The organism is Burkholderia cepacia GG4 (genome assembly GCF_000292915.1).
Classification (GTDB): Bacteria; Pseudomonadota; Gammaproteobacteria; order Burkholderiales; family Burkholderiaceae; genus Burkholderia; species Burkholderia cepacia_D.
Genome location: NC_018513.1, coordinates 2,785,404 through 2,802,236 on the forward strand (window position 1 = coordinate 2,785,404; position 16,833 = coordinate 2,802,236).

The window sequence follows — 16,833 nt, forward strand, 5'->3', positions numbered from 1 at the left end:
CGCCTTCGCATCACGCACACCCGAGGGAACCCGATGGCCATCGAACTGGACAAGGATGTCCGCGACCGCGCAATCGTGTCGCTGCAACGCTATTTCACAGAAAACCTGGACGAGCCGATCGGCAATATCCAGGCCGGCGCGCTGCTGCACTTCTTCGTCGAGGAGATCGCGCCGGCGATCTACAACCTCGCGATCGCCGATGCGCAGGAGCGCCTGCAGGCCCGGATCGCCGAGCTCGACATCGAATGCCACGAGGAGCCGTTCGAGTACTGGAAGCAGCAGAAGCCGCCGGGCCGCAAGCGCTGACGCACCCGGGGCGGCACCCGCGCCCGTACCGCACGTGGCCGGTCAGTCCTTCTTGCCGGCCTCGCGGTCGAGCTCGCGCAGCCACGCGAGCTTGTCGGCGATCTTCGATTCGAGCCCGCGCGGCACCGGCTTGTACCAGCGCGGCTCGCGCATCCCTTCCGGCAGATACGACTCGCCGGCCGCATAGGCGTTCGGCTCGTCGTGCGCGTAGCGATATGCGTGGCCGTAGCCGAGCTCCTTCATCAGCTTGGTCGGCGCATTGCGCAGATGCACGGGCACCTCGCGCGACTTGTCCTGCTTCACGAACGCCATCGCCTGGTTGAACGCGTTGTAACCCGCGTTGCTCTTCGCCGCGCATGCGAGATAGATCACCGCCTGCCCGAGCGCCAGCTCGCCTTCGGGCGAACCGAGCCGCTCGTAGGTCTCGGCCGCGTCGTTCGCGACCTGCAGCGCGCGCGGATCGGCGAGGCCGATGTCTTCCCACGCCATCCGCACGATCCGCCGCGCGAGATATTTGGGATCCGCGCCGCCGTCGATCATCCGGCAGAACCAGTACAGCGCGCCGTCCGGGCTCGAACCGCGCACCGACTTGTGCAGCGCCGAGATCTGGTCGTAGAAGTTGTCGCCGCCCTTGTCGAAGCGCCGTGCGTTCAACGTCATCGCGCTGCTGACGAAATCGGCATCGATGGTCGTGACCCTGGCCGACGATGCGGCCGTCTGCGCCTGCTCGAGCAGGTTCAGGAAGCGCCGCGCATCACCGTCCGCGTAACCAATCAGCGTATCGATCGCCTTGTCGTCGAACGCGAGGCCGTCGAGCGCGATTTCCTGCGCGCGCTTCAGCAGTTGACGCATCTCGTCGTCGTTCAGCGACTGCAGCACGTACACCTGCGCACGCGACAGCAGCGCCGAGTTGACTTCGAAGCTCGGGTTCTCGGTGGTCGCGCCAATGAAGGTCACGAGCCCCGACTCGACGAACGGCAGCAACGCATCCTGCTGACCCTTGTTGAAGCGGTGGATCTCGTCGACGAACAGGATCGTGTGGCGGCCGGTGCGGTTCAGCGTGTCCTTCGCCTGCTCCATCGACTCACGGATGTCCTTCACGCCGCCGAGCACCGCGGACAACGCGATGAACTCACAGTCGAACGCGAGCGCCGTGAGTCGCGCGAGCGTCGTCTTGCCGACGCCGGGCGGCCCCCAGAGAATCATCGAATGCGGCTTGCCGGATTCGAACGCGAGCCGCAGCGGCTTGCCTTCGCCCAGCAAATGCGTCTGGCCGATCACCTCGGCGAGCGTCTTCGGCCGCAGCGCCTCGGCGAGCGGCCGGCGCGGCTCGACTTGAAACAGGTCGGACATGAACCCTCGCTCCACATCAAACGATGGCGGCCGAACCGGCCGCCGGACCCGACATTATGACAGCCGCACGATGACGCCGCCGGGCCTGTCGCACACGCCTGGAAGCGACACGGGCCTGCCGTCGCCGGCAGGCCCGCGGGAAAAGAACGGCTCGGCGCCGGTCAGCCGGTGATCACGTCGGCGCCCTTCGGCACGACGAACTTGAACGTATCGCTCTTCAGCGGCGGGTTCGTCTGGATGTTCGTAAACGTGAGGAGCGTGACGTTGCCGAACACGTCGTGCAGTTCCATCGCGGCGAGCGTGCCGTTGCGGAAGCCGATGCCGATCCGCTGGAATTGCGTGTCCTGCGCCTTCGGCAGCATCTCGAGCCACTCGATACCGCCCTTCTCGCCGGCATCGCGCAGCGTGTAGTTCTTGTCGAGATCGTTGCTGCCGAACAGGATCGCGGCCGGGCTCGCGCCCAGCGCGCCGTTCAGCTTGCGCTCGGTGACCTGGTTCAGGTCGCGGTCGTACACGTAGAGCTTGTCGCCGTCAGCCTGCAGCACTTGCTGGTACGGCTTCTGGTACGTCCAGATGAACTTGCCCGGACGCGCGAACACGAACGTGCCGCTCGAATTGTCGTTCGACTTCGGCACGACCTGCGCGGCGCTCGCGCCCTTGGCCGGCGCCTTGACGATCTGCTGCGTGAAATCGCCTTTCGCCGAACGCACTTGCGACACGAAGGCCTTCAGTTGCTCGGTGCCGCCCGCGCACGCGTGCGTCGCCGCGAGCATCAGCGATGCGCCGGCGAGCGCCGCGCCGAGCCAGCGCCGCGTCGAACGAAGGGAAGGGACGAACGAAAGTTGCTGCATGATGCGGTTTTCTCCCTGGGTGGCCGGCGCTGCGGGCGCCGCGGACTCATTCCGCGTCGCGCGCCGGCACAAGAATTTCGCGGTTGCCGCTCGACGACATCGCCGACACGAGCCCCGACTGCTCCATCTGCTCGAGCAGCCGCGCCGCGCGGTTATAGCCGATCCGCAGATGACGCTGCACGAGCGAGATCGACGCGCGGCGGTTCTTGACGACGATCTCGACCGCCTGGTCGTACAGCGGATCAGACTCGCCGCCGCCTTCACCGGTTCCCGCGCCGGCCGAGCCCTCGTCGCCGTCGACCGTGCCGCCCTCGAGCAGCCCTTCGACGTAGTTCGGCTCGCCCTGCTCCTTGAGCTTATCGACGACGCGATGCACTTCGTCGTCGGCGACGAACGCGCCGTGCACGCGCACCGGCAACCCGGTGCCCGGCGCCAGGTAGAGCATGTCGCCCATCCCGAGCAGCGATTCGGCGCCCATCTGGTCGAGAATCGTGCGGGAATCGATCTTCGACGAGACCTGGAACGCGATCCGCGTCGGCACGTTTGCCTTGATCAGGCCCGTGATCACGTCGACGGACGGACGCTGCGTCGCGAGGATCAGGTGGATGCCGGCCGCGCGCGCCTTCTGCGCGATCCGCGCGATCAGTTCCTCGACCTTCTTGCCGACGACCATCATCAGGTCGGCCAGCTCGTCGATCACGACGACGATGTTCGGCAGGCGGCCGAGCGGTTCGGGATCGTCCGGCGTCAGGCTGAACGGGTTCGGAATCTTTTCCTCGCGCTTCGCCGCTTCCTCGATCTTGTTGTTGTAGCCCGCGAGGTTGCGCACGCCGAGCTTGCTCATCAGCTTGTAGCGACGCTCCATCTCCGCGACCGTCCAGTTCAGCGCATGGCCGGCCTGGCGCATGTCGGTGACGACCGGGCACAGCAGGTGCGGGATGCCTTCGTAGACGCTCATTTCGAGCATCTTCGGATCGATCAGGATCAGGCGCACCTGCTCGGCGGTCGCCTTGTACAACAGCGACAGGATCATCGCGTTGATCCCGACCGACTTGCCCGAACCGGTCGTGCCGGCCACCAGCAGGTGCGGCATCTTCGCGAGATCCGCGCACACCGGCTTGCCGCCGATGTCCTTGCCGAGGCTCAAGGTCAGCGCCGACGACGCGGCCGCATAGACTTCCGAGCCGATGATCTCGGACAGGTGCACGGTCTGGCGGCGCTGGTTCGGCAACTCGAGCGCCATGTAGTTCTTGCCGGGGATCGTCTCGACCACGCGGATCGACACGAGCGACAGCGAACGTGCGAGATCCTTCGCGAGGTTGACGATCTGGCTGCCCTTCACGCCGGTGGCCGGCTCGATCTCGTAGCGCGTGACGACCGGGCCCGGATACGCGGCGACAACGCTCGCCTCGACGCCGAAGTCCTTCAGCTTCTTCTCGATCAGGCGCGACGTGAATTCGAGCGTATCGGCGGAAATCGCCTCCTGCGTCTTCGGCGCCGGATCGAGCAGCGACACCGGCGGCAGCGTCGAATCGCCCGGCAGGTCGGTGAAGAGCGGCACCTGGCGCTCGCGCTCGACGCGCTCGGACTTCGCCGGCGTGACGACCGGCGGCACGATCGTCACGGGCTCGTGATCCTCGATCCGCACGCGCTCCTCTTCGACCTTGCCCTCGCGGCGCACGGCCGCGGCCTCGCCGAGCTTGCGGTCGCGCTCGGCCTCGCGGCGCAGCTTCGCGACGTTGACGGCGGACAGGATCGCGCCGCCGACACGCTCGGCGACCGACAGCCACGAGAAGCGAAAATACAGCGACAGGCCGATCGCGAGCGCGATCAGCAGCAGCAGCGTGCCGCCGGTGAAGCCGAACGCGTGCGACAACGCGCCCGCCACGGCTTCGCCGATCACGCCGCCCGGCGCGCGCGGCAACTGCACCTTCAGCGACCACATCCGCAGCGCCTCGATGCCGTCGCACGCGAGCACGACGAGCACGAACGCGAAGATCTCGGTGAGCCAGCCGATCGGCCGCTCGGGTTCGTCGGCGACCGCCTCGTGACGCGTGATGCGCCGGTAGTTGACCGCGATGCGCCGTGCGAGCGGCACGACCAGCCAATAGGCCGACAGGCCGAACAGCAGCAGGATGATGTCGGCCGTCCAGGCGCCGACGCGGCCGGCCCAGTTCGAGATGTGGTCCACCTGCGCGGCGTGCGTCCAGCTCGGATCGCGCCGGCTGTAGCTCAACAGGGCCATCACCAGAAAAGCGCAGAGCGCGACCTGGAGAATCCAGCGGATCTCCGTGAGGAGCTTCGACATCCGGTGCGGCAACGCCTGTGCCTGGGCGGAATAAGGAGCTTTTGCCATGAATCCGTATAAAGAGGACGGGCCGCGCGCCCGCCTGTCGTTCGATCCCGCTTATTGTAAACGCTGCACCGGGCCGTCAAGTGTAAATGACGGTTACATCACAGGGCCGGGGTGCCGAACCGTATGCGCGCGCGCCTGCCAAACCCGCTGCCGGGACCGTTGCGCACGCCTGCGGCAACGCGCCGCCACGCGCCACCGCAGCCGCGCCCGGCGCGCCCTCCCCGCCGCGCCGCTGCGCGCCGCCCCACGCGAACGCTATCGCCGCGATTGAAACTCTCGTTCGGCAGCGCAGCAACGAGGCCTTTATAATGCGCGTCTGATACCCATCTATGACGGCATCCCGGTCAACCCGGATCGTACGGCGAGCCTTACCCCGCCCGCCGCGGCCGCCTTTTACGGATTCGCACATGTCCACGCCCAAACACGCCAAAGTCCTGATTCTCGGTTCCGGCCCCGCCGGCTACACGGCTGCCGTCTACGCGGCACGCGCCAACCTGTCCCCGGTGCTGATCACCGGCATCGCGCAGGGCGGCCAGCTGATGACGACGACCGACGTCGAAAACTGGCCGGCGGACGCGAAGGGCGTGCAAGGCCCGGAACTGATGGCTCGCTTCCTCGAGCACGCCGAGCGCTTCAACACCGAAATCGTATTCGACCACATCCACACGGCGAAACTGCACGAGCAGCCGATCCGGCTGATCGGCGACTCGGGCGAATACACGTGTGACTCGCTGATCATCGCGACCGGCGCGTCCGCGCAATATCTCGGCCTGGCTTCCGAGGAAGCATTCATGGGCAAGGGTGTGTCGGCCTGCGCGACCTGCGACGGCTTCTTCTATCGCAACCAGGAAGTCGCGGTGATCGGCGGCGGCAACACGGCCGTCGAGGAAGCCCTCTACCTGACGGGCATCGCGAAGAAGGTCACGGTGATCCACCGCCGCGACAAGTTCCGCGCCGAGCCGATCCTGATCGACCGCCTGCTGGAGAAGGAAAAGGAAGGCGTCGTCGACATCAAGTGGGATCACGTGCTCGACGAAGTGACGGGCGAGGATTCGGGCGTTACCGGCCTGCGCATCAAGAACGTGAAGACCGGTGCAACGGAAGACCTCACTGTGCAGGGCGTGTTCGTCGCGATCGGCCACAAGCCGAACACTGACCTGTTCCAGGGCCAGCTCGAGATGAAGGACGGCTACATCCTGACGAAGAGCGGCCTGCACGGCAATGCGACGTCGACCAGCGTGCCGGGCGTGTTCGCCGCCGGCGACGTGCAGGACAACGTGTATCGCCAGGCGATCACGAGCGCCGGCACGGGCTGCATGGCCGCGCTCGACGCGCAGCGCTTCCTCGAAAGCCTGCACGACAAGAAGTAAGCCGCGAGCCTTGCCGCGCCGGGCGCTACAATGGCGTCCGCTGCCGCGAAGCGGGCTCGACCGGAAAGCCGCTGCCGCCGCGCAGCGGTTTTTTTTTGCCCGCGCGCCCGAACGCGCCTGCCCTGCTACCGAATCATGGCGAAGAACCAGCCCCATCCCAGCGATCCCGCGAAGCGGAAGATCGCAGCCCGTCCCGTGACCCCGGCGCCCGAGACGCCACCGCCCGCCCCCGATCCGGCCGCGTTGCGCGGCCAGGGCCTCGCGGGCCTCGGCGCGTTGCGCAAGTCGCTGCAAGGCGAAGCCGAGCGCCGCGAGCGCACGCGCGTCGAAACCGCGAAGGCCGAACGCAAGGCCGAAGCCGACGCGAACCTGTTCCGCAACGAAATCGGCACGATCCGGCCGCTGAACGCGCCGCCGCGCGCGTCGTCGGGCCGCACGCCGCCCGACCCCGTGCCGAAGCAGACGCAGCGCGACGAGGAAGCCGTGCTGAACGCGACGCTGTCCGACGAATTCGATCCCGAGACGCTGCTCGACAGTGACGATTCGCTGTATTACCACCGCCCCGGCATCAGCCGCGACGTCGTGCGCAAGCTGCGCAGCGGCGCGTGGATCGTGCAGGCGCAGATCGACCTGCACGGGATGCGGCGCGACGAGGCGCGCGATGCGCTCGCCGAATTCATCCGCGAAGCCGGCAAGAAGGGGCTGCGCTGCCTGCGCGTGATCCACGGCAAGGGGCTCGGCTCGATCGGCAAGGAACCCGTGCTGAAAGGCAAGGTGCGCGCGTGGCTCGTGCAGAAGGAAGAGGTGATCGCGTTCTGCGAGGCACGCGACAACGACGGCGGTGCAGGCGCGGTGCTCGTGCTGCTGCAGCCGCATGCGGCGCCGGCCGATCGGGGGCCGCGTGCCGCATCCTAGGCTGACGCTCGCGATCGCGGTACTGGAGGCGATCGCCACGCTGGCCTTCGCAATCTCGGGGTTCATCGAAGCGCGCAAGAACCGCCTCGACTCGGTCGGCACGTTCGTCGTCGCGCTCGCGACCGCGTTCGGCGGCGGCACGCTGCGCGACATCCTGCTCGAGCGCCGCCCGTTCTACTGGGTCGTGCACGACGACTACGTGATCGCGATCTTCGTGCTCGCGCTGTTCGCACCGTTCGTGCTGCGGATGCTGTCGCGGCTGTCGGCCGAACGGCTGTTGCTGATCGCCGACGCGATCGGGCTCGGCATCTTCAGCATCTCGGGCACGGCGATCGCGCTCGACGCCGAGATGCCGCGCTTCATCGCGGTGATGATGGGCGTGATCACGGGCGTGGTCGGCGGGATCGTCCGCGACGTGCTGTGCAACGACATTCCGCTGATCCTGCGCGATTCGCGGCCGTACGCGACCTGCGCGTTCGTCGGCTGCTGGTTCTACCTGTTGCTCGTGTGGCTGCAGTTCGACTCGGTGTACAGCGTGCTGCTCGCGACCGGCTTCATCCTCGTCGCGCGGCTCGCGACGTTCAAGTTCGACGTGCGGTTGCCGCACTGACCTTGCCGCGCCGCCCGGCGCATCGCCGCCACGCCAACACCAGAGGGGCCGCTCATTCGAGACGGCCCCTTCCGTTTCATTCAGCGCACGCGCTGCCTCACGCGATCCGCTCTTCCGACGCCGGATCGAACAGCACCGCCTTCGACACGTCGAACAGCAGCGACTGCGTCTGCCCCGGCTGCGGATTCGCGGCCGGATGCACGCGGCTCACGATCCGCTTGCCGTTCACCTGCGCGAACACGTGCGTGTCCGGCCCGGTCGGCTCGGTTACGTCGACGCGCACGTCGATCGGCTGCAGCTTCGACGCCTCGCCGTGGTGCGCGTTGCGCGCGTCGGTGATGCGCTCCGGACGCAGGCCGAGGATCACCTCGCGGCCGACGTGGCCGTTCATCCGCTTCGCGTCGAACGGCAGGTTCAGCGCGCCGCGCGCGAGGCCCGTGTCGATCTCGAGCGCGATCCCGCTGCCCTGCTCGACCAGCTTGCCGTTGATGAAGTTCATCGGCGGCGCGCCGATGAAGCCCGCGACGAACAGGTTCGACGGCGAATCGTAGATCTCCTGCGGCGCGCCGAACTGCTGGACCACGCCGTCCTTCATCACCGCGATCCGGTCGCCGAGCGTCATCGCCTCGATCTGGTCGTGCGTCACGTAGACGATCGTCGTGCCGAGGCGCTGGTGCAGCAGCTTGATTTCCGCGCGCATCTCGATGCGCAGCTTCGCGTCGAGGTTCGACAGCGGCTCGTCGAACAGGAACAGCGACGGATCGCGCGCGAGCGCGCGGCCCATCGCGACGCGCTGCCGCTGGCCGCCCGACAGCTGGCCCGGCTTGCGGTCGAGCAGATGCTGGATCTGCAGCATCGCCGATACGCGCTCGACGATCTGCAGCTGCTCGCTCTTCGGCACCTTGCGGATGTTCAGGCCGAACGAGATGTTCTCGCGCACCGTCATCGACGGATACAGTGCGTACGACTGGAACACCATCGCGATGTCGCGATCCTTCGGCGACAGGTCGTTGACGACCTTGCCGTCGATGCGGATCTCGCCGCTCGTGACCGTCTCGAGCCCGGCGATCATGTTGAGCAGCGTCGACTTCCCGCAGCCCGACCCGCCGACCAGGATCAGGAACTGACCGTCCTCGATCTCGATGTCGACACCCTTCAGGACCGGCACCCCGTTCGGGTAGGTCTTGTACACGTCACGGATGGAAAGGCTTGCCATGCTGTGAATCCTCTGTCTCGTCTCGCGCGGCGCTCCGGCGCCGCGTCGGGTTCGTTTCGATGCGCCGCGCGACGTGCGCGGCCGGTTCGTCGTATCGGATGAAGCCGCGCTTACCCCTTCACCGCGCCTGCCGTGAGCCCGCGCACGAAGTAGCGGCCGGCGACCACGTAGACCAGCAGCGTCGGCAGCGCGGCGATGATCGCGCCGGCCATGTCGACGTTGTATTCCTTCACGCCCGTCGACGTGTTGACGAGGTTGTTCAGCGCAACCGTGATCGGCATCGAATCGACGCCGGAGAACACGATCCCGAACAGGAAGTCGTTCCAGATCTGCGTGAATTGCCAGATCAGGCACACCATGAAGATCGGCAGCGACACCGGCAGCAGGATCTTCGTGAAGATCGTGAAGAAACCCGCGCCGTCGATCCGCGCGGCCTTCACGAGTTCGGCCGGCACGCTCACGTAGAAGTTGCGGAAGAACATCGTCGTGAACGCGATCCCGTACACGACGTGCACGAACACCAGGCCCGGAATCGTGTTCGCGAGGCCGAGCATCCCCTGCAGGCGCGCCATCGGCAGCAGGATCACCTGGAACGGGATGAAGCAGCCGACCAGCATCATCGTGAACAGCGCATCCGCGCCGCGAAAGCGCCAGTGCGTGAGCACGTAGCCGTTGAACGCGCCGATCAGCGACGAGATCAGCACGGCCGGGATCACCATCTGCAGCGAGTTCAGGAAGAACGGCTTCATCCCGTCGCAGCGCACGCCGGTGCACGCGCCGCTCCATGCCTTCACCCACGGGTCGAAGGTCCAGTGCGTCGGCGGCGTCAGCAGGTTGCCGGTGCGCAGCTGGTCGAGGTCCTTGAACGACGTCGACAGCATCACGTAGATCGGGAACAGGAAATACAGCGCGAACAGGATCAACGCCGCATAGATCACTGCCCGGCTGATCGTCATCTTAGGCTGCATTGCGGGTGCTCCTCGATTCCATATACATCAGCGGCACCAGCACCGCGACCACGGTCGCGAGCATCATCACCGACGACGCCGCGCCGAGCCCGAGCTGGCCGCGGTTGAACGAAAACGTGTACATGAACATGGCCGGCAGCGACGACGACGTGCCGGGGCCGCCCGCCGTCAGCGCGACGACGAGGTCGAAGGTCTTGATCGTGATGTGGCAGAGGATCAGCAGCACCGAGAAGAACACGGGGCGCATGCTCGGGATCACGATCTTGCGGTAGATGGTCGGCAGCGTCGCGCCGTCGACCTGCGCGGCCTTGAAGATCTCGCTGTCGACACCGCGCAGACCCGCGAGGAACAGCGCCATCACGAAGCCGGTCGACTGCCATACGGCGGCGATCACGATACAGAAGATCGCCTTGTCCGGATCGTCGAGCCAGCCGAACGAGAAGCTCGTCCAGCCCCAGTCGTGCATCACCTTCTCGAGCCCGAGGCCCGGGTTCAGGATCCACTGCCAGGCGGTGCCCGTGACGATGAACGACAGCGCCATCGGGTACAGGAAGATCGCGCGCAGCGCGCCTTCGGTGCGGATCCGCTGGTCGAGCAGGATCGCCAGGAACAGTCCGAGCGAGACGCAGATCACGATGAACGGAATCCCGAACCAGCCGAGGTTCGCGGCGGAGGTCCACCACACGTCGTTCTGGAACAGGTCGGTGTAACGGCCGAAGCCGTCGAATTCGTAGTTCGGCAACAGCCGCGAATTGGTCAGCGACAGATAGCCGGTAATCAGGATGAAGCCGTAGATGAACACCACGGCGATCGCGACGCTCGGCGCGAGCACGAGTTTCGGCATCCAGCGATCGGCGAAGGCCGACATCGGCGACGTGCGTCGTGCGACGGCAGCGCCGGATCCGTTTCCGCTAAGAGGGGCAGCCACTTGATTCGACTCCTGGAACGAGGGCGACGCAGGCCGGGCCGGCGCCAGGTACGGCACGAGCCCGCGGGCGAGCCCGTTTGCTGCACATGCTGGAACGCCCGGCCAAAGGTACGCTTCCGGCCGGGCGCCTGTCGCGCTTTACTTCACCTTCGCGGCCTTCGCGAGCGCGGCGACCGCGCTCTTCGAATCCTGCTGCGAGTTCATGAACTTCGTCACGACGTCGGTGATGGCGCCGGCTGTCGCGTCGCCCTGCGCCATCCCGTGCGCGAGCGACGGCACGAAGCCGCCCGACTTGATCGCGGTCTGCTCGTCGGCGTACGACTTCTTCGCGCAGTCGTCGAACTTGTCCATCTTCACGCCGAGGCGCACGGGCACCGAGCCCTTCTGCAGGCTGAACTGCTCCTGGAAGTCCGGCGTCATGATCGTCTTCGCGAGTGCGACCTGGCCCGGCGTCGCGTCCTTCTGGCCCTTCTGCTGGAAGAACACGAACGAGTCGACGTTGAACGTGTACGAGTTCGCGGTGCCCGGCACCGGTGCGCAGATGTAGTCCTTGCCCGACTTCTTGCCGGCGTTCTCGAACTCGCCCTTCGCCCAGTCGCCCATGAACTGCATGCCGGCCTTGCCGTTGATGACCATCGCGGTCGCGAGGTTCCAGTCGCGGCCATTGCGGCCGGTGTCGAAGTAGCCCTGGATCTTGCGCACCGTGTCGAACACCGACAGCATCTGCGGCGAGGTCAGCGTGGCCTGGTCGAGATCGACGAGCGCCTTCTTGTAGAACGCCGGGCCCTGCGACAGCACGACGTCTTCCCACAGCGTCAGGTCCTGCCACGGCTGGCCGCCCATCGCGACCGGCTGGATGCCCGCGGCCTTCAGCTTGTCGGCCACCGCGAAGAATTCGGGCCAGGTGGCCGGCACCTTCGCACCGACCTTGTCGAGCGCGGCCTTGTTGATATAGAGCCAGTTCACGCGGTGCACCGAGAACGGCGCGGCGACGGTGTGGCCCTTGTACTTGATGATCTTGTCGATTTCCGGCGGCAGGTTCTGCTTCCAGTCGCCGGCGGCGGAATCGACGTTGACGAGCACGCCCTGGTCGGCCCAGTCCTGGATCAGCGGGCCCTTGATCTGCGCGGCCGACGGTGCGTCGCCGCTGATCACCTTGGTCTTCAGCGCGGTCATGGCCGCCGCGCCCGCGCCGCCCGCGACCGCGAAATCCTTCCACACGTAGCCCTGCTTCTGCAGGTCGTCCTTCAGCACGCCGACGGCCTTCGACTCGCCGCCCGAGGTCCACCAGTGCAGCACCGTTACATTCTCGGCCGCCTGCGCCGCCACGGCGCCAGCCATCAGACCTGCGGCGCAGAGCGCGCCCATGATCGAGCGAACTTTCATTACTTGTCTCCTCCAGACTGAATCAACTCGTGAAGTTCCCTGACCGGGAACCAGCTTCTTGATAAACGACGGGGAAATCGAGCCGCGGGACGCATGCAGCGTACGGGGCCGATGACCGGCCGGGCTCTTACAGAAAGCGTGAATCGAGATTCAACGGCGTGTCTCCTCTTTGTGTTTCTGGCCCGCCGCGCTGATGCGGCGCGAGCCCGGGGCGACGGCGCGCGGACCATGCGCACCGTCAATGTCCGATAACATTCGGCACAAGGCGTTCCCGAAGGCGAAGCTCGCGCAGTTCATCGACCGCACTTCTTTTTTTCTTCACCCAGGTGCTACCCCTTGCGGCGGATTGTAGTTAAACTACAATTCAGTGTCAAAAATATTTTTATCGCACTACGGATCGCTTCCCAGCACCCCAACCGGCGGAGACACATGCATACCGATTCCAGCTTTACCTTCGTACTTTTCGGCGGCACCGGCGACCTGTCGATGCGCAAGATCCTGCCCGCGCTGTTCGAAGCGCATCGGGGCAACATGCTCGCGGAAAGCGGCCGGATCGTAGCCGTCGCGCGGCACGAATCGGATCGGGCCGGCTATCTCGAGTGGGTCGACACGCACGTGAAGCCGCACGCGGTCAAGGCGGCCGGCAAGGCGTTCGACGAAAGCGCGTGGCAATCCTTCCTCGAGCGCATCGAATACGTAAAGCTCGACCTCGGCCGCGCGGAAGACTACGTCGTGCTGCGCGACGCGATCGCGCAGCTGTCCGGCATCCGCGTGTTCTATCTGGCGACGGGGCCGTCGCTGTTCGTGCCGATCTGCAAGGCGCTCGCGTCGGTCGGCCTGAACGAAGGCTCGCGCATCGTGCTCGAGAAGCCGCTCGGCTACGACCTGCGCTCGTCGAACGCGATCAACGACGCAGTCGGCGAGATCTTCGCGGAAGACCAGATCTACCGGATCGACCACTACCTCGGGAAAGAGCCGGTACAGAACCTGCTCGCGCTGCGCTTCGGCAATGCGCTGTTCGAGCCGCTGTGGCGCCGCGAATGGGTCGAGAGCATCCAGATCACGATCGCCGAGGAGCTCGGCGTCGAGGCGCGCGGCGATTTCTACGACAATACGGGCGCGCTGCGCGACATGGTGCAGAACCACCTGCTGCAGCTGCTGTCGATCGTTGCGATGGAGCCGCCGCACTCGATGGACTCCGACTCGGTGCGCGACGAGAAGCTGCGCGTGCTGCGCGCGCTCAAGCCCGTCGATCCGCGCGACATCGGCAAGGTCGCGGTGCGCGGCCAGTATCATGCGGGTGTGATCAAGGGCGCGCAGGTGCCGGCCTACGCGACCGAGCCGGGCGTGAAGTCGGACAGCCCGACCGAGACCTTCGTCGCGCTGAAGGTCGAGATCGAGAACTGGCGCTGGGCCGGCGTGCCGTTCTTCCTGCGCACCGGCAAGCGTCTGGCTGACCGCGTCGCGGAGATCGTCGTCAACTTCCGGCCGGTGCCGCACTCGGCGCTCGGGCCCACTGCGCTGCGCGCCGGCTCGAATCGCCTCGTGATCCGGCTGCAGCCGAACGAGACGATCCGCCTGTACTGCCTCGCGAAGCAGCCCGGCGAAGGGATGAACCTCGCAAGCGTGCACCTCGACCTCGCGTTCGACCAGTTCTTCAAGGAAGGGCAGATGGAGGCGTACCAGCGCCTGCTGCTCGACGTGATCAACGGCCGCCTCGCACTGTTCGTGCGCCGCGACGAGCAGGAAGCCGCATGGCGCTGGGTCGAGCCGATCCTGAACGAGTGGGCGCGCTCGCTGAAGCCGCCGAAGCCGTACGCGGCGGGCACGTGGGGGCCGGCTGCGGCGAGCGCGATGCTCGCGCAGCACGGCACCTGCTGGCTCGAAGAAGAAAACTGATGCAAACCGTTGCCGGACGCGCCAGTGTGCGGCAACGTGCCCCATGATTCGCACGAAATGAACAGACAAAGCAGTCCGGAGGAGATGTGATCGAGATCCACGCTTTCGACACCCAGGAAGCGCAAAGCGACGCGCTCGCGCACGCCGTCGGCGACGCGCTGCGCGCCGCGCTCGCCGGCCCCGCGCGCCCGACGCTCGCGGTGTCCGGCGGCACGAGCCCGCGCCCGTTCCTGCAAACGCTGTCGCACGCGGCGCTCGACTGGGCCGGCGTCGACGTCACGCTGGTCGACGACCGCTGGGTGCCGGAGGACGATGCGGCCAGCAACGCGCACCTCGTGCGCGACACGCTGCTGCAGCACGCGGCGGCCCCGGCCCGCTTCCTGCCGCTCGTCGACACGCGCGCCGCGCTCGATGCACACGTCGCCGCGCTGAACGCGAACGCCGACTACCGCGTGCCGACCGTCGCCGTGCTCGGCATGGGCGAGGACGGCCACACCGCGTCGATCTTCGCGGACGCGCCCGAATGGGACCACGCGATCGCGACGCCCGAGCGCTTCGTTGCCGTGCATCCCGGCGCCGCGCCGCATGCGCGCGTGAGCTTTTCGCTCGATGCGTTGAAGCGCGTCGACCGGCTCTTCCTGTTGATCGCGGGCAGCCGCAAACGCGACGTGCTCGACGCCGCGGCCGCCACCCTGCAGAAGAACGCGATTTCCCAACTGGCCAACGACAAGGGGACCAAGCTCGATGTCTACTGGTGCGCAAACTAAGGCGGTCGTCGCAAGCCAGCACGCCGACGGTCCGCGCCTGCTCGCGGACGTCGGCGGCACCAACGCGCGTTTCGCGCTGGAAACCGGCCCGGGCGAGATCACGCAGATCCGTGTCTATCCCGGCGCCGATTATCCGACGCTCACCGACGCGATCCGCAAGTATCTGAAGGACGTGAAGATCAGCCGCGTGAACCACGCGGCGATCGCGATCGCGAACCCGGTCGACGGCGATCAGGTAACGATGACCAATCACGACTGGAGCTTCTCGATCGAGGCGACGCGCCGCGCGCTCGGCTTCGACACGCTGCTCGTCGTCAACGATTTCACCGCGCTCGCGATGGCCCTGCCTGGCCTGACCGATGCGCAGCGCGTGCAGATCGGCGGCGGCACGCGCCGCCAGAACAGCGTGATCGGGCTGCTCGGGCCCGGCACCGGGCTCGGCGTGTCGGGCCTGATTCCGGCGGACGACCGCTGGATCGCGCTCGGCAGCGAGGGCGGCCACGCGTCGTTCGCACCGCAGGACGAGCGCGAGGACCTGGTGCTGCAGTACGCGCGCAAGAAGTTTCCGCACGTGTCGTTCGAACGCGTGTGCGCCGGCCCCGGCATGGAGATCATCTATCGTGCGCTCGCCGCGCGCGACAAGAAGCGCGTCGCCGCGACCGTCGACACGATCGAGATCGTCGAGCGCGCGCATGCGGGCGACGCGCTCGCGCTCGAGACGGTCGAATGCTTCTGCGGGATTCTCGGCGCATTCGCGGGCAGCGTCGCGCTGACGCTCGGCGCGCTCGGCGGCGTCTACATCGGCGGCGGCGTCGCGCTGAAGCTCGGCGAACTGTTCACGCGCTCGTCGTTCCGCGCGCGCTTCGAGGCGAAGGGCCGCTTCACGCAGTACCTCGAGAACATCCCGACCTACCTGATCACCGCCGAATATCCGGCGTTCCTCGGTGTGTCAGCGATCCTCGCGGAGCAGTTGTCGAACCGCTCGGGCGGTGCGTCGTCGGCCGTGTTCGAGCGGATCCGCCAGATGCGCGACGCGCTGACGCCGGCCGAGCGCCGCGTGGCCGATCTCGCGCTGAACCATCCGCGCTCGATCATCAACGACCCGATCGTCGACATCGCGCGCAAGGCGGACGTGAGCCAGCCGACGGTGATCCGCTTCTGCCGCTCGCTCGGCTGCCAGGGCCTGTCGGATTTCAAGCTGAAGCTTGCGACCGGCCTCACCGGCACGATCCCGATGAGCCACAGCCAGGTGCATCTCGGCGATACGGCCACCGACTTCGGCGCGAAGGTGCTCGACAACACGGTGTCGGCGATCCTGCAGTTGCGCGAACACCTGAACTTCGAGCATGTCGAGAACGCGATCGAGATCCTGAATAGCGCGCGCCGGATCGAGTTCTACGGGCTCGGCAACTCGAACATCGTCGCGCAGGACGCGCACTACAAGTTCTTCCGCTTCGGCATTCCGACGATCGCGTACGGCGACCTGTACATGCAGGCCGCGTCGGCCGCGCTGCTCGGCAAGGGCGACGTGATCGTCGCGGTGTCGAAGTCGGGACGCGCGCCCGAGCTGCTGCGCGTGCTCGATGTCGCGATGCAGGCCGGTGCCAAGGTGATCGCGATCACGTCGAGCAACACGCCGCTCGCGAAGCGCGCGACCGTCGCGCTCGAGACCGACCACATCGAGATGCGCGAGTCGCAGCTGTCGATGATCTCGCGGATCCTGCATCTGCTGATGATCGACATCCTCGCGGTCGGCGTCGCGATCCGTCGCGCGTCGACGAACGGCGAGGTGCCCGAGGCCGTCGCCCAGGCGAAGGCACGCGCGAGCGACGACGAAACGGCCGACGTGCTCGACTGGCTGAGCCACGGCGCGTCGCCGGCGGCGAAGGACGTTGCGCGCGACTGAGA

General features: G+C 66.8%; 14 protein-coding genes. 7 read left to right on the forward strand and 7 right to left on the reverse strand.

The window, feature by feature from the left end:
• The first annotated feature begins 33 nt into the window (after window positions 1-33).
• Window positions 34-306: a DUF2164 domain-containing protein gene (locus GEM_RS12710; RefSeq protein WP_014897796.1), complete on the forward strand. Its 273-nt coding sequence runs from the start codon at window positions 34-36 to the stop codon at window positions 304-306.
• Window positions 307-348: 42 nt separating this feature from the next.
• Here GEM_RS12710 and GEM_RS12715 read toward each other — a convergent pair whose 3' ends face one another.
• From GEM_RS12715 to GEM_RS12725, 3 genes are all read right to left on the reverse strand, one after another.
• Window positions 349-1,659 carry a replication-associated recombination protein A gene (locus tag GEM_RS12715; protein WP_014897797.1) on the reverse strand — a complete coding sequence of 437 codons (1,311 nt, stop codon included), beginning with the start codon at window positions 1,657-1,659 and terminating at the stop codon, window positions 349-351.
• Window positions 1,660-1,820: 161 nt separating this feature from the next.
• Entirely contained in the window at window positions 1,821-2,510 is a 690-nt protein-coding gene (gene lolA / locus GEM_RS12720) for an outer membrane lipoprotein chaperone LolA (RefSeq protein WP_014897798.1), read from the reverse strand.
• Window positions 2,511-2,556: 46 nt separating this feature from the next.
• A complete protein-coding gene (locus GEM_RS12725; protein WP_014897799.1) occupies window positions 2,557-4,866 on the reverse strand; it encodes a DNA translocase FtsK in 2,310 nt (769 codons plus the stop codon).
• Between the two features lie 407 nt (window positions 4,867-5,273).
• Here GEM_RS12725 and trxB point away from each other — a divergent pair, with 407 nt between their 5' ends.
• The 3 genes from trxB to GEM_RS12740 all read left to right on the forward strand — a co-directional run bounded on the left by trxB (window position 5,274) and on the right by GEM_RS12740 (window position 7,761).
• Entirely contained in the window at window positions 5,274-6,236 is a 963-nt protein-coding gene (gene trxB / locus GEM_RS12730; protein WP_014897800.1) for a thioredoxin-disulfide reductase, read from the forward strand.
• A 135-nt stretch (window positions 6,237-6,371) separates the two neighbouring features.
• Window positions 6,372-7,151, forward strand: coding sequence for a Smr/MutS family protein (locus GEM_RS12735; RefSeq protein WP_014897801.1), 780 nt, complete (start codon window positions 6,372-6,374; stop codon window positions 7,149-7,151).
• Window positions 7,111-7,761 (forward strand): trimeric intracellular cation channel family protein, encoded by a 651-nt coding sequence (locus tag GEM_RS12740; RefSeq protein WP_014897802.1) that lies wholly within the window; start codon window positions 7,111-7,113, stop codon window positions 7,759-7,761. The genes GEM_RS12735 and GEM_RS12740 overlap by 41 nt, the downstream gene beginning before the upstream one ends.
• A gap of 97 nt (window positions 7,762-7,858) precedes the next feature.
• Here the strand turns inward: GEM_RS12740 and GEM_RS12745 are convergent, their stop codons facing one another.
• The 4 genes from GEM_RS12745 to GEM_RS12760 form a co-directional block, all read right to left on the reverse strand.
• The gene (locus tag GEM_RS12745) at window positions 7,859-8,977 is read right to left on the reverse strand and encodes an ABC transporter ATP-binding protein (protein WP_014897803.1); all 1,119 of its coding nucleotides are present in this window, start codon (window positions 8,975-8,977) and stop codon (window positions 7,859-7,861) included.
• Between the two features lie 110 nt (window positions 8,978-9,087).
• Window positions 9,088-9,945: a carbohydrate ABC transporter permease gene (locus GEM_RS12750; protein ID WP_006750821.1), complete on the reverse strand. Its 858-nt coding sequence runs from the start codon at window positions 9,943-9,945 to the stop codon at window positions 9,088-9,090.
• On the reverse strand, window positions 9,935-10,873 hold the full coding sequence (locus GEM_RS12755; protein ID WP_041490540.1) for a carbohydrate ABC transporter permease: 939 nt from the start codon (window positions 10,871-10,873) through the stop codon (window positions 9,935-9,937). The genes GEM_RS12750 and GEM_RS12755 overlap by 11 nt, the downstream gene beginning before the upstream one ends.
• Before the next feature lie 138 nt (window positions 10,874-11,011).
• Complete coding sequence (locus GEM_RS12760; protein ID WP_014897805.1) at window positions 11,012-12,259, reverse strand: ABC transporter substrate-binding protein; 1,248 nt, start codon at window positions 12,257-12,259, stop codon at window positions 11,012-11,014.
• Between the two features lie 429 nt (window positions 12,260-12,688).
• Here GEM_RS12760 and zwf point away from each other — a divergent pair, with 429 nt between their 5' ends.
• From zwf to GEM_RS12775, 3 genes are all read left to right on the forward strand, one after another.
• Complete coding sequence (gene zwf / locus GEM_RS12765; RefSeq protein WP_014897806.1) at window positions 12,689-14,158, forward strand: glucose-6-phosphate dehydrogenase; 1,470 nt, start codon at window positions 12,689-12,691, stop codon at window positions 14,156-14,158.
• Window positions 14,159-14,244: 86 nt separating this feature from the next.
• A complete protein-coding gene (gene pgl / locus GEM_RS12770) occupies window positions 14,245-14,925 on the forward strand; it encodes a 6-phosphogluconolactonase (RefSeq protein ID WP_014897807.1) in 681 nt (226 codons plus the stop codon).
• Window positions 14,903-16,831 (forward strand): bifunctional transcriptional regulator/glucokinase, encoded by a 1,929-nt coding sequence (locus tag GEM_RS12775; RefSeq protein WP_014897808.1) that lies wholly within the window; start codon window positions 14,903-14,905, stop codon window positions 16,829-16,831. Before pgl ends, GEM_RS12775 begins: the two co-directional genes overlap by 23 nt.
• Window positions 16,832-16,833: the final 2 nt, after the last annotated feature.